Source organism: Parazoarcus sp. PS-13 R2A, assembly GCF_057621855.1.
The window spans coordinates 103537-116019 of sequence record NZ_JBYEXN010000017.1 but is presented as its reverse complement, the minus strand read 5'-3'; the positions used below and the strand labels follow the sequence as shown (position 1 = coordinate 116019).

Below are 12483 nucleotides of genomic sequence, written 5' to 3'. Positions count from 1 at the left end.
ATTATTGGCAGCGGCGGATTTCATTCTTCCTCCTCCATATGGTGGCTGGTCAGCGAACGCCACAGGAGAACGGGGATGATCAGGGTGAATACGATGACTTCCTTGTAGGCACTGGCCCAGAAGGACGAGAAGGCTTCGAGCAGGCCCACCATCACGGCGCCGACGGCGGCAATCGGATAACTGCCCAGTCCGCCGATGATGGCGGCGACGAAGCCCTTGAGGCCGATCAGGAAACCGGTGTCGTAGTAGATGGTGGTGATCGGTGCGATCAGCACGCCCGACAGCGCACCGATGAAGGCAGCCAGCACGAAGGTGAGCTTGCCTGCGAGCGAAGGCGAGATCCCCATCAGCTGCGCACCGACGCGGTTGATCGCGGTGGCACGCAAGGCCTTGCCGTAGATGGTGCGTTCGAAGAACAGGCAGAGCGCAACGATGAGCGCGAGCGAGGCGAGGATGACCCAGATCGTCTGCCCCGACACCAGCAGCGGGCCGACTTCGAAGCGCGCATCACTGAAGGGCGGCGTACGCTGGCCTTCGGCACCGAAGAACAGCAGGCCGAGCCCGACCATGGCCACGTGGGTGGCGACCGACACGATCAGCAGAATCAGCACCGGCGCCGCCGCAATCGGCTGGAACACCAGGCGGTACATCAGCGGCCCCATCGGCACCACCACGGCCAGCGCCAGCAGCACCTGCGCGAGCATCGGCAGCTCTTTCAGCGGCAGCGCCGCGAGCAGGCCGGCCAGCCCCAGCGGATAGGCCAGATTCCAGCCCAGCACGCCGGTCAGCTTCTTCGTCTGCCCCGAGCGCAGCGCCGCACTGCCGTCAATCGCCGCCGTCAGCGCACCCATGATCACCAGCAGCCACACCGTGGCCGGGATCGCCCCGCCCTGCAGCATCGCAAGCGTCAGCGCGCCATAGGCGACGAATTCGCCCTGGGGAATGAAGATCACCCGCGTCACTGCAAACACCAGCACCAGTGCCAGCGCCAGCAAGGCGTAGATCGCTCCGTTGGTAATGCCGTCCTGTCCCAGCAACAGCGCTATCTGAAAATCCATGACGAACTCCTGCCTCACCGTCGCCCAGGGCGGTCGGTGCAGCTCGCAGACTTGGTTCTCTATCGGTTTGGTATGCGGCGCAGGAGCAGAAGGCTCCCGCGCCGGATCAGCGACTTACTTCACCAGCTTCCAGGTGCCATTCTGGATCTCGACCATCACGCGCGAACGCTGGTCGAAACCGAGGTGGTCGGTCGGGCTCATGTTGAAGATGCCATGGGCGCCCGGCAGCTCCTTGATGCCTTCGAGCGCATCACGCATCGCGGCACGGAACTCCACGGTGCCCGGCTTGGCCTTCTTCAGCGCGACCGGGATGGCCGCGCTCATCAGCTGACCGGCATCCCAGGCATGGGCACCGAAGGTCGAAACCGAACCCTTGCCGTGCGCAGCTTCATACTTGGTGATGTAGTCCATGGCCGCTTTCTTGACCGGGTCGCTGTCGGGCAGCTGGGCGGCGACCAGCACCGGGCCGGCGGGCAGGAAGGTGCCTTCACAGTCCTTGCCACAGACGCGCAGGAAGTCGTTGTTGGCGACGCCGTGGGTCTGGTACAGCTTGCCAGCATAGCCACGCTCCTTCAGCGTCTTCTGCGGCAGGGCGGCGGGCGTGCCGGAACCGGCGATCAGCACCGCATCCGGACGCGCAGACATGACCTTCAGTACCTGACCGGTCACCGAGGTGTCATTGCGATTGAAGCGCTCGTTGGCCACGATCTGCAGCTTGCGTGCTTCGGCCACCGACTTGAACTGCTCGTACCAGCCCTCGCCATAGGCATCGGCGAAGCCGATGAAGCCGACGGTCTTCACGCCGCTGTTGCTCATGTGCGTGACGATGGCGGTCGACATCTGGGCGTCGTTCTGCGGGGTCTTGAAGACCCAGCGGCGCTTGTCATCTACCGGCTCGACGATACGGGCCGAAGCCGCCATCGAGATCATCGGCGTCTGCGCTTCGGCGGCAACGTCGATCATCGCCAGCGAGTTCGGGCTGATGGTGGAACCGATCACCACATCGACCTTGTCCTCGGAGATCAGCTTGCGGATGTTCTTCACCGCGGTGGTGGTGTCGGACGCATCGTCGAGGACGATGTAGTTGACCTTCTCCCCGCCGATCGTCGTCGGCAACATGGCCAGCGTGTTCTTTTCCGGGATCCCGAGCGACGCGGCAGGACCGGTCGCAGACACGATCACGCCTACATTGACGTCCGCCTGTGCTGCGGTGGCGACGAATGCGAGGCCGATGGCGGCCAGCAGAGTGTTCTTCAGCTTCATGGTGTCTCCTCCTCTTGGTTTATGTGAGTAAACGGGCTTGAGGTGTCCCGGTTACCTGCCGCAAAATTATTACATACCTAATTCGTTAAAAACTAACGAATTGTGACGACATCACCGATCAGACCCGCTCGATGATCATTGCGATGCCCTGTCCCACCCCAATGCACATGGTGCACAAGCCGTAACGACCGCCCGTCGCCTCCAGCTGACGCAAGGCGGTAAGCACCAGGCGTGCGCCCGACGCGCCCAGCGGGTGACCGATGGCGATCGCGCCGCCATTGGGATTCACGCGAGGATCGTCGTCGCGCAGTCCGAGCTGGCGGGTCACCGCCAGCCCCTGGGCTGCGAACGCTTCGTTGAGTTCGATGACGTCCATCTGCTCGAGCGTGAGACCCGCTTTCTCAAGCACCTTGAGCGAGGCAGGCGCCGGCCCGATGCCCATGATGCGCGGCTCGACCCCGGCGGTGGCCATGGCCACGATGCGCGCACGCGGTTTGAGACCGTGCTTCGCAGCCGCCTCGCCGGACGCAATCAGCAGGGCGACCGCACCATCATTGACGCCCGAGGCGTTACCCGCGGTGACCGAGCCGTCCGGGCGCACCACGCCCTTGAGCCGTGACAGCGTTTCGATGGTGGTGTCGGCACGCGGATGCTCATCCGCCGCGACCACGACCGGATCGCCCTTCTTGCGCGGGATCTCCACCGGACACAGTTCACCGTCGAAGAAACCACGTTCGGCCGCCGCCGCGTAGCGCTGCTGACTGCGCAGCGCAAAGGCGTCCTGGTCGGCACGGCTGACCTTGAAATCGGTGGCGACGTTCTCGGCGGTTTCCGGCATCGAGTCGATACCGTACTTCGCCTTCATCAGCGGATTCACGAAGCGCCAACCAATGGTAGTGTCCTCGATCTTCGCGCTGCGCGAGAAGGCCGTGTCGGCCTTGCCCATGACGAAGGGCGCGCGGCTCATGCTCTCGACGCCGCCGGCGATCATCATCCCGGCCTCGCCGGCCTTGATGGCGCGGGCCACGATGCCCACCGCATCCATGCCCGAACCGCACAGGCGGTTGATGGTCGAGCCCGGCACGTCGATCGGCAGCCCCGCCAGCAGGCCGGCCATGCGCGCGACGTCGCGGTTGTCCTCGCCGGCCTGGTTGGCGCAGCCGTAGTAGATGTCCTCAACGGCCGCCCAGTCGACCCCGGGATTGCGCTCACGCAGTGCCCGGATCGGCAGCGCCGCAAGATCGTCCGCACGCACGCCCGACAAGGCGCCGCCATAGCGCCCGAAGGGTGTCCGGATACCGTCGCAGATAAAGGCTTCTGTCACTGAGTGTCTCCTCGTCATTGTTGCCGCTGCGCCCGTGCAGGCAGACAGCGTCTATTCTTTTTGCGCCGCCGTTGCCGGTGGCATTTCAGTCTTGAGCAAACCCTTGACCCCGTTGAGCAGGATTGCGGTCACCACCGGCGCCATGTCGCCGTAGGTGTAGCGACCGTCCGAACGCAGCCAGGTAAAGGTCCAGTTGATCATGCCGAACAGGATCATCGCGACCGGCTTGTCGAGGTTGCGCGACCTGAGCCCCGGCTCGACGCGCTCGATGGCATCGGCAAACGCCGCCACCACCTTGCGCTGCTTGCCCACCACATATTCTTCCTGCGCGGTCTGCAGAAACTTTACGTCCTGCACCAGCACCACGTGCTGGTTCTGCGAGTGTTCGTACTCCTCCATGAAGCGCATGACCAGGGCCGACAGATGGGGCTCGGCCTCCAGGTCCTGCGACTCCACCCCGGCCACGATCGCGAGCAGCTGATCCATGTAGCTGTCGGCGATGTCGAACAGGATGTTCTCCTTGTCCTTGTAGTAGTGGTAGAGCAGCGGCTTCGACACCCCGCAGGCCTTGGCCAGCTCGGCCATCGACGCGTTGTGAAAACCCTTGTCGGCAAAGAGCTGCGCCGCCTCCTGAAGAATGACGCCGCGCTGTACCTCGAATGTGGGAGATTTGCCCCTGGCCATGATTCGCTTCCGTTCCTGTGCAAATGAGTCCGCTCACCCGCACGAATCTGGGATGCCGTCTTTCAACGATCGTCGAAGCTGATGACCACCCGCGCGGTCAGCGGATGGGACTGGCAGGTGAGCACATAACCGGCGTCAACGTCGGGCTGCTCAAGGGTGTAGTTCTTGTCCATGCGGACCTTGCCCTCGATGACCTTGGCGCGGCAGGTGCAGCATACCCCACCCTTGCACGAGTACGGCAGGTCCATCCCCGCGCGCAGCGCGACATCCAGGATGGACGGATCCTCAGCGCGAAAATCCATCTCGCGCTTGAGGCCGTCGGCAATGATGGTGATCCGTGCCTGCGGTGCATCGCCCGCCTCCACGTGGTGTGCGGGACCGCTGTCGGGCACTCCGAAACGCTCGAGGTGGATGCGCCCCGCGTCGACGCCGCTCGCCAGCAGACCGGCTTCGACCTCGTCGATCATGCCGCCGGGTCCGCAGATGAAGGCGGCATCGATGGTGTCGGCCGGGATCAGGGTGTCGAGGAAGCTCGCCACGCGGGCCCGGTCGAGGCGACCATTGAACAGCTCGACGTCCTGCTCTTCGCGCGAGAACACGTGGTACATCGTGAAGCGCGTCATGTAACGGTCTTTCAGGTCTTCCAGTGTCTCGGAGAAGATCACGCTGCCCTGGCGCTGGTTGCCGTAGATCAGGGTGAAGCGGCTGTTTGGCTCGGCGCGCAGCGTGGTCTTGATCAGCGACAGGATCGGGGTGATGCCGCTGCCCGCGGCAAAGGCGACGTAGTGGCGGGCATTGACCGGATCGAGCTCGGTGTGGAAGCGCCCCTCCGGGGTCATGACCTCGATCACGTCGCCGGCCTTGATGCTGGCATTGGCCCAGGTGGAGAAGCGTCCGCCGCCGATCTTCTTGATTGCGACGCGCAATTCGCCGTCGTCGACTCCGGCACAGATCGAGTAGGAGCGGCGCAACTCCTCACCACCAACATTGGCCTTCAGTGTCAGGTGCTGGCCCTGCACAAAGCGGTAGTCGTCGGCCAGCTCGGCGGGCACGTCGAAGCGCAGGCTGATGGCTTCGGGGGTCTCGCGGCGCACTTCGGCGATCGTGAGCGGGTGAAATTTCGGCGTCATGTTTGTCTCCGTTGTCCGTCTTGTGGGGCGGATCAGATCGGTTTGAAATATTCGAAGGGTTCGAGGCAGCTCTTGCAGCGATACGTCGCCTTGCAAGCGGTCGAGCCGAACTCGGACAGGCGTTCGGTATCGTTCGAACCGCAGCGCGGGCAGGTCAGCGTCTTCTTCACGAAATGGATCGGTTGCGCACCGCCCACCGCAGCCTTGCCGGTCGGCGGAACGATGCCGTAGGCACGCAGCTTCTCGCGCGCCGCCTCACCGATCCAGTCGCTGGTCCACGCCGGATCGAGCCGGGTTTGCAGCTCGACCTTGCCCACACCGGCGGCCAGCAGGGTGTCGCGAATCGCAAGCCCGATGACCTCGGTGGCGGGACAGCCGGAGTAGGTCGGCGTCACCACCACGGTGATCACGTCGTCCGCGCAGTGCAGCTCGCGGATGATGCCGAGCTCCACCACCGATACCGCCGGCACTTCGGGGTCGGGCACGCCATCAAGTAGCTTCCAGGCTTGCTCTTCGGTCAACATGCGATCACTCACCACTGTGCGCCGGGATAGGTGCGCTGCATGTACTGCATGGTCGCCAGCAGATGCCCCATGTGCTCGGAGTGACGGCCGAACTTGCCGAAGGTCTTGAACGGCGTGCGCGCCGGCACCACCAGCGTGGCCTGGGCGAACACCGGCAGCACCATGGCTTCCCAGTCCGCCTCGAGCTCGCCCCAGGCCGGGCCGATGCCGACCGCGGAAACGGCTTCATCGGTCGGGTTGGCGGCGAACAGTTCGGCGGTGTAGGGCCACAGGTAGTCGAGTGCGGCCTGGGTCTTCGCGTGCGATACCTCGGTGCCATCGCCAAGACGGATCACCCACTCGGCCGAGTGATTGAAGTGGTAGCGGGCTTCCTTCAGGCTCTTGGCGGCGATGGCGGCGAGTTCGGTATCGGACGATGTGGCGAACTTCTGCCACAGCAGGATCTGGAACGCGCTGTAGAGGAAGTTGCGCACCGTCGTGCGCCCGAAATCCTCGTTCGGCACTTCCATCATGGTGATGTTGCGGTAGTCGCGCTCGACACGCAGGAAGGCCATCTGGTCTTCGTCGCGGCCCTTGCCTTCGAGATTGCCGGCATGGGTCAGCAGCAGGCGGGCCTGGCCGACCAGATCGAGTGCCATGTTGGCGAGCGCCAGATCTTCTTCGATGACCGGCGCGTGTCCGCACCACTCCGACAGGCGCTGACCGAGGATCAGGGCGTTGTCGCCGAGGCGCATCACGTACTCGATGTGTTCCGCTGAAGCGGCAACGGTTTGGACTGAGGTTTGCGTCATGTCGTCCGCCATTACATGTGGTTAACTTCGTCGGGCAGCTGATAGAAGGTCGGGTGGCGATAGATCTTGTCTTCCGCCGGATCGAACAGCTCGGGCTTGGCATCCGGATCGGAGGCGACGATGTCGGAGGCCTTCACCACCCAGATCGACACGCCTTCGAGGCGACGGGTATAGACGTCGCGCGCCATCTGCAGCGCCATCTTTGCGTCCGGCGCGTGCACGCTGCCGCAATGCTTGTGGTCCAGGCCGTTACGGCTACGGATGAAAACTTCCCACAGGGGCCATTCCTTGCGTTCCATGTCTCTCACTCCTCAATGTGTGTGCTGTCGGGCCCGTGCTTTGCGGGCCCGCGCTTCGATTCCGTTACTGGATCAGGCGGCCTGACGCTCGCGTTCGGCCATCTTCTCGGCGTGGGCGATTGCGGCTTCGCGCACCCAGGCACCGTCGTCCCAGGCTTTGTTGCGTGCAGCCAGGCGATCGACGTTGCACTGACCATGTCCGCCGACCACGTTCCAGAACTCGTCCCAGTCGATCACGCCGAAGTCGTAATGACCGCGCGCCTCGTTCCACTTCAGGTCGGGATCGGGCAGGCTGACGCCGAGCACCTCGGCCTGCTTGACCGTGGCATCGACGAACTTCTGCCGCAGGTCGTCGTTGGAGATGCGCTTGATGCCCCAGCGTGCGGAGTCGGTGTGCACGCTGTCCTTGTCGTGCGGGCCGAACATCATGATCGACGGGAACCACCAGCGATCGACCGCATCCTGCACCATCTCGCGCTGCTCTTCCGTGCCCTTCATCATCTGCAGCAGCAGGTCATAGCCCTGGCGCTGATGGAAGGACTCTTCCTTGCACACCCGCACCATGGCGCGGGCATAGGGGCCGTAGCTGCACTTGCACAGCGGGATCTGGTTCATGATCGCCGCGCCATCGACCAGCCAGCCGATCACGCCGATATCCGCCCAGTTCAGCGTGGGGTAGTTGAAGATCGAGCTGTACTTGGCCTTGCCCGAGAGCAGCGCCTCGGTCAGTTCGTCGCGCGACACCCCGAGGGTTTCGGCCGCCGCATACAGATAGAGACCGTGGCCGCCCTCGTCCTGCACCTTGGCCAGCAGAATGGCCTTGCGCTTGAGGCTGGGTGCGCGGGTGATCCAGTTGCCTTCGGGCAGCATGCCGACGATCTCGGAGTGGGCGTGCTGGCTGATCTGGCGCACCAGGGTCTTGCGATAGGCCTCGGGCATCCAGTCCTTGGCCTCGATGAAGCCGCCGGCATCGATCTTGGCGTTGAACTCGGCCAGATACTCGGGGTTTTCGACCTTGCGCGGGCCCTTGGTGTCGCCATCGGGAATGCTGAGTGACTGTGTATACATGGTGGACTCCTCGTGGGGTTCACAAGCGGCACAGCGGGATAGCTGGCCGCGGGAGATGCTTTATTCTTTCGGCCGGCGATCGACGACGCGCTTGGCCTTGCCGACGGTCACCCGTTCGATCGAGAACGGCTCGCCAACCACGACCTTGCACGACACGCCGATCAGGGCCTTGATGTGATGGGTGAGCTCCTTGGCCAGCGCCTCTTTCTGTTCCGGATGACGACCAACATTGGCCTCGGCGTTGACCTCGACCTTCACCGTCAGCGTGTCCATGTGGCCGTTCTTGTCGACCTCGAGCAGATACTGCGGTGCCAGCTTGGGCATCTTGCAGATCAGCTCCTCGATCTGGGTCGGGAACACGTTCACACCGCGGATAATGAGCATGTCGTCCGAGCGCCCGGTGATCTTGGCCATGCGGCGCATGCTGCGTGCAGTCGGCGGCAGCAGGCGGGTGAGGTCGCGGGTGCGGTAACGGATCACCGGCATCGCTTCCTTGCTCAGAGACGTAAAGACAAGCTCGCCTTCCTCTCCGTCCGCCACGACTTCACCGGTTTCCGGGTTGATGATCTCGGGATAGAAATGGTCTTCCCAGATCGTCGGGCCGTCCTTGGTTTCGACGCACTCGTTGGCGACGCCCGGCCCCATGACTTCGGACAGACCGTAGATGTCGACCGCGTCGATTCCGGCACGGGCCTCGACCGCCAGGCGCATCGCCGGGGTCCAGGGCTCGGCACCGAAGATGCCGATCCTGAGTGAGGTGCTCTTGGGGTCGATGCCCTGCGCTTCCATCTCGTCAAGGATGGTCAGCATGTAGGACGGCGTCACCATGATGATGCTGGGCTTGAAATCCTGAATGACCTGGACCTGCTTCTCGGTCTGCCCGCCCGACATCGGGATTACCGTGCAGCCAAGACGCTCGGCACCGTAGTGCGCGCCCATGCCGCCGGTGAAGAGACCATAGCCGTAGGAAATATGCACCATGTCACCCGGCCGGCCGCCCGAAGCGCGAATCGAGCGCGCCACCACGTTGGCCCAGGTGTCGATGTCCTTCAGCGTGTAGCCGACCACGGTCGGTTTGCCGGTGGTGCCGGAGGAGGCATGCACCCGCGCCACCTTGTTCATCGGCACGGCGAACATCCCGAAGGGGTAGTTGTCGCGCAGGTCGTGCTTGGTGGTGAAGGGAAACTTCGCCAGATCCTCGAGCGTTTTCAGGTCGTCCGGATGCACGCCCTTGTCGTCGAACGCCTTGCGGTAGTGCGGCACGTTCTCGTAGGCGTGACGTACGCTCCACTTCAGCCGCTCGAGCTGCAGCGCACGCAGTTCGTCGATGCTGGCCTTTTCGATAGGCTCGAGTTCGGGTGGGGAATATGTATTCACCGGCATTTTTGTCTCCTGCTCCTCTATGTCCGATCTGATTCTGGTGTTCTTGTATTTTTGGTTTCGTTACAGCTCGACCACCGGCCGGCCCTTCATTCGGTACGACTTGCCGCGCATCACGGCGATCAGCTCGCCCGTCTGGTTCGTCACCGTGATGTCGTACACGCCGGTGCGGCCCGAGGCGGAGACTTCGCGCGCCTCGGCGCTCAACACGTCACCCGGACGGCCAGGCGCCATGAAGTCCACGCTGATGCCCGAAGCCACGGTCATCTCGTTGCCGCTGTTACACGCATAGGCAAAGGCGGTATCGGCGAGCGTGGTGATGAATCCGCCGTGGCAGATACGAAAGCCGTTGAGCATGTCCTCACGCACGGTCATGGTCATGGTCGAGCGCCCCGGCCCCACGTCAACAAAGGCCATGCCCAGACCACGTGCAGCCTGGTCGCGCTCGAACATGCCGTCGCGCACGCGCTCGGCCAGTGCCTGCGGATCAAGACCGGCGCTCAGGTCACGATTCATCACTTCACTCATGAAAGCTGTCTCCGTTATGGCTTTTTCTCAGGATCAGCGGCGAGACGCGGTAGCGCTCCTCACCGTAATGCTCACGCAGGTTGTGCAGCACCCGCGCCACGAAGCGCACGCCGATCTGGTCCGCCCAGCTCAGCGGCCCTTTCGGATAGTTGGTGCCGAAGCGCATTGCAAGATCGATGTCGGCGGCGGAGCCGATGCCTTGCAGCACCGCATCCGCACCCTCGTTGGCGAGCATGGCGACCGTGCGCAGACCGATCAGTCCGGCCACGTCGTCGATGCGCGACACTGTCAGACCAGCCTGCTGCAGCGTGCCGACCACCGCATGCCACGCGCCCAGACCGCAGTGGTCCGCACGTGACAGCACAACGCGCGGCGTGGTGGCGTAATCGAGACACAGATCGAGCAGCACGAGATTGCTCAGCCCCTCTTCCGCCGTGCGCCGGGCTGCGGTGCGGCCGTCGCAAAGCATCAAGCGCCCGCGGCCGATCTCCAGCCACCCGGCGGCGTCCGCCGGTCCGGCCTTGCGCGTCACCGCGACACCCGCGGCTTCGAGCCTGGCCAGCAGCGGCTCGGCCACGCCGAGACTGCCCACCGCAGTCACGCTACGCTCGGCCGTGGCGGGCGCCTCGGTCCTTGCCGCGGGTTTCGCAACGTCTGCGCCGTAGGCGTAGAAACCACGCCCGCTCTTGCGTCCGAGCCGTCCGGCCAGCACCAGATCGTGCTGAATCAGGCTCGGCGTGAAGCGCTTGTCGCCGAAATAGGCATCGAACACCGAGCGTGTCACCGCGTAGTTCACATCGTGGCCGATCAGGTCCATCAGCTCGAACGGTCCCATCGGAAAACCACAGCATTCGCGCATCGCGGCGTCGATGGTGGCGGGCTCGGCTGCGCATTCGTTGAGCACCCGCAGCGCTTCGGCGTAGAAGGGTCGTGCCACCCGGTTGACGATGAAGCCGGGCGTGGATTTCGCATGCACGGCCACCTTGCCCCACGCTTTTGCGGTGGAGTACAAAGTATTGGCCACTGCACGGTCAGTCGCGAGGCCGGAGACGATCTCGACCAGCTTCATGCGCGGCGCAGGATTGAAGAAGTGCAGGCCGGCAAGGCGCTCGGGACGGGCAAGCACTGCGCCCATTGCGGTAATCGACAGCGAGGACGTGTTCGAAGCAAGGATGGCCTCGTCGCCGAGCAGGCTTTCGAGCTGCAGGAAGAGCTTCTGCTTGATGTCGAGGTTTTCGACGATGGCTTCGATCGCAAGACCCGCATCACTGGCCGCGGCCAGATCCGTCACTGCGCTCAGCCGCGCCATGGTCGCTTCACGCGCGGCGGAATCCAGCTTGCCCTTGGAGACCAGGAAATCGAGATCCTTCGCGATCCCGCCCAGCCCCTTGTCGATAGCTTCGGCGCGGGTGTCGTACAGATACACCGGATGTCCAGCCAGCGCCGCAACATGGGCGATGCCTGCACCCATGGCGCCGGCTCCGATGACCAGCACCTTTACATTCGTGTCGAGCGCCACGGCTCAGTTCCCCTTGAACTCGGGCACGCGCTTTTCCATGAAGGCGGCGACGCCCTCGCGGTAGTCGTGCGAGCGGCCGCAGTCGCGCATCATGTCGCGCTCGAGATCGAGCTGGGTGTCGAAGTCATTGGTGGAGCTGGCCCAGATGGCCTTCTTGGTCTGGGCAAAGCCGAAGGTCGGCCCCTTGGCCATCTGTGCAGCGAGCGCCTGCACCGTGGGCATCAGGGATTCGTCGTCGACGCACTTCCAGATCAGGCCCCAGGCTTCGGCCTGCTCTGCTGCCAGCTTGTCGCCGAGCAGCGCCAGCCCCATTGCCCGCGCCGGGCCCAGCAGACGCGGCAGAATCCAGGTGCCGCCGGTATCGGGAATCAGGCCGAGCTTGCAGAAAGCCTGGATGAAGCTCGCCGAGCGGGCTGCAAACACCATGTCGCAGGCCAGCGCCAGGTTGGCACCGGCGCCGGCCGCCACGCCATTGACGGCACAGATCACCGGCAGGTCGAGCTTGCGCAGCGTCGTCACCAGCGGCTTGTAGTTCTTTTCCACCGACGCACCCAGATCAGGCGCCTCGCCGCCGGCCGCAACCGAACGGTCGGAGAGGTCCTGTCCGGCACAGAAACCGCGTCCCGCACCGGTAATGACCAGCACCCGGATCGAAGCGTCCGTGCGCCCCGCCTTCACCTGTGCCAGCGCGGCACGCATTTCCCCGTGCATCTGATCGTTGAAGCTGTTCAGACGATCGGGTCGGTTCAGGGTCAGTGTCGCCACCCCCGCATCGATCTCGAGGCGAATGGTTTCACCGTATCCGGTTGCTGCGCTCATCTTGTCTCCTCCTGGCCTTGTCTTGCCCGGCGCGCTGGCGCACGCTGGGGAATTGTTCTTTCCGGAGTTCAACTCCGGGATCGGGACGACAACTGT

13 protein-coding genes are annotated in these 12483 nt (G+C 64.0%); all 13 read right to left on the bottom strand.

Annotation, left to right across the window (positions count from 1 at the left end; all coding sequences use genetic code 11):
• Window positions 1–20: 20 nt before the first annotated feature.
• Entirely contained in the window at window positions 21–1058 is a 1038-nt protein-coding gene (locus AC22G6_RS15890) for a branched-chain amino acid ABC transporter permease (protein WP_487367560.1), read from the bottom strand.
• Between the two features lie 114 nt (window positions 1059–1172).
• On the bottom strand, window positions 1173–2321 hold the full coding sequence (locus tag AC22G6_RS15885) for an ABC transporter substrate-binding protein (protein WP_487367559.1): 1149 nt from the start codon (window positions 2319–2321) through the stop codon (window positions 1173–1175).
• A gap of 118 nt (window positions 2322–2439) precedes the next feature.
• Window positions 2440–3645: a 3-oxoadipyl-CoA thiolase gene (gene pcaF, locus AC22G6_RS15880; RefSeq protein WP_108950248.1), complete on the bottom strand. Its 1206-nt coding sequence runs from the start codon at window positions 3643–3645 to the stop codon at window positions 2440–2442.
• 51 nt (window positions 3646–3696) lie between these two features.
• Entirely contained in the window at window positions 3697–4329 is a 633-nt protein-coding gene (locus AC22G6_RS15875) for a TetR/AcrR family transcriptional regulator (RefSeq protein WP_487367558.1), read from the bottom strand.
• Window positions 4330–4391: 62 nt separating this feature from the next.
• Window positions 4392–5459: a 1,2-phenylacetyl-CoA epoxidase subunit PaaE gene (gene paaE / locus AC22G6_RS15870; protein ID WP_487367557.1), complete on the bottom strand. Its 1068-nt coding sequence runs from the start codon at window positions 5457–5459 to the stop codon at window positions 4392–4394.
• A gap of 32 nt (window positions 5460–5491) precedes the next feature.
• Complete coding sequence (gene paaD, locus AC22G6_RS15865; protein WP_487367556.1) at window positions 5492–5983, bottom strand: 1,2-phenylacetyl-CoA epoxidase subunit PaaD; 492 nt, start codon at window positions 5981–5983, stop codon at window positions 5492–5494.
• Between the two features lie 8 nt (window positions 5984–5991).
• Window positions 5992–6774, bottom strand: a complete 783-nt coding sequence (gene paaC, locus AC22G6_RS15860; protein WP_487367555.1) for a 1,2-phenylacetyl-CoA epoxidase subunit PaaC — start codon at window positions 6772–6774, stop codon at window positions 5992–5994.
• A gap of 11 nt (window positions 6775–6785) precedes the next feature.
• On the bottom strand, window positions 6786–7073 hold the full coding sequence (paaB, locus tag AC22G6_RS15855) for a 1,2-phenylacetyl-CoA epoxidase subunit PaaB (RefSeq protein ID WP_108950244.1): 288 nt from the start codon (window positions 7071–7073) through the stop codon (window positions 6786–6788).
• A gap of 72 nt (window positions 7074–7145) precedes the next feature.
• The gene (gene paaA, locus AC22G6_RS15850) at window positions 7146–8141 is read right to left on the bottom strand and encodes a 1,2-phenylacetyl-CoA epoxidase subunit PaaA (protein ID WP_487367554.1); all 996 of its coding nucleotides are present in this window, start codon (window positions 8139–8141) and stop codon (window positions 7146–7148) included.
• A 60-nt stretch (window positions 8142–8201) separates the two neighbouring features.
• Window positions 8202–9524 carry a phenylacetate--CoA ligase PaaK gene (gene paaK, locus AC22G6_RS15845; RefSeq protein WP_487367553.1) on the bottom strand — a complete coding sequence of 441 codons (1323 nt, stop codon included), beginning with the start codon at window positions 9522–9524 and terminating at the stop codon, window positions 8202–8204.
• Window positions 9525–9584: 60 nt separating this feature from the next.
• Window positions 9585–10049: a hydroxyphenylacetyl-CoA thioesterase PaaI gene (gene paaI, locus AC22G6_RS15840; protein ID WP_487367552.1), complete on the bottom strand. Its 465-nt coding sequence runs from the start codon at window positions 10047–10049 to the stop codon at window positions 9585–9587.
• Window positions 10042–11520 carry a 3-hydroxyacyl-CoA dehydrogenase PaaH gene (gene paaH, locus AC22G6_RS15835; protein WP_487367565.1) on the bottom strand — a complete coding sequence of 493 codons (1479 nt, stop codon included), beginning with the start codon at window positions 11518–11520 and terminating at the stop codon, window positions 10042–10044. Before paaH ends, paaI begins: the two co-directional genes overlap by 8 nt.
• 51 nt (window positions 11521–11571) lie before the next feature.
• The gene (gene paaG / locus AC22G6_RS15830; protein WP_487367551.1) at window positions 11572–12387 is read right to left on the bottom strand and encodes a 2-(1,2-epoxy-1,2-dihydrophenyl)acetyl-CoA isomerase PaaG; all 816 of its coding nucleotides are present in this window, start codon (window positions 12385–12387) and stop codon (window positions 11572–11574) included.
• Window positions 12388–12483 lie beyond the last annotated feature (96 nt).

Excerpts from the sequence above, each read along its gene's own strand:
- paaH (WP_487367565.1), bottom strand. The coding sequence starts at position 11,520 with ATGGGTGCAGGCATCGCCCATGTTGCGGCGCTGGCTGGACATCCGGTG.
- AC22G6_RS15890 (WP_487367560.1), bottom strand. The coding sequence starts at position 1,058 with ATGGATTTTCAGATAGCGCTGTTGCTGGGACAGGACGGCATTACCAAC.
- paaD (WP_487367556.1), bottom strand. The coding sequence starts at position 5,983 with ATGTTGACCGAAGAGCAAGCCTGGAAGCTACTTGATGGCGTGCCCGAC.
- paaB (WP_108950244.1), bottom strand. The coding sequence starts at position 7,073 with ATGGAACGCAAGGAATGGCCCCTGTGGGAAGTTTTCATCCGTAGCCGT.
- paaG (WP_487367551.1), bottom strand. The coding sequence starts at position 12,387 with ATGAGCGCAGCAACCGGATACGGTGAAACCATTCGCCTCGAGATCGAT.
- AC22G6_RS15875 (WP_487367558.1), bottom strand. The coding sequence starts at position 4,329 with ATGGCCAGGGGCAAATCTCCCACATTCGAGGTACAGCGCGGCGTCATT.
- paaI (WP_487367552.1), bottom strand. The coding sequence starts at position 10,049 with ATGAGTGAAGTGATGAATCGTGACCTGAGCGCCGGTCTTGATCCGCAG.
- paaE (WP_487367557.1), bottom strand. The coding sequence starts at position 5,459 with ATGACGCCGAAATTTCACCCGCTCACGATCGCCGAAGTGCGCCGCGAG.
- paaA (WP_487367554.1), bottom strand. The coding sequence starts at position 8,141 with ATGTATACACAGTCACTCAGCATTCCCGATGGCGACACCAAGGGCCCG.
- AC22G6_RS15885 (WP_487367559.1), bottom strand. The coding sequence starts at position 2,321 with ATGAAGCTGAAGAACACTCTGCTGGCCGCCATCGGCCTCGCATTCGTC.
- paaC (WP_487367555.1), bottom strand. The coding sequence starts at position 6,774 with ATGACGCAAACCTCAGTCCAAACCGTTGCCGCTTCAGCGGAACACATC.
- paaK (WP_487367553.1), bottom strand. The coding sequence starts at position 9,524 with ATGCCGGTGAATACATATTCCCCACCCGAACTCGAGCCTATCGAAAAG.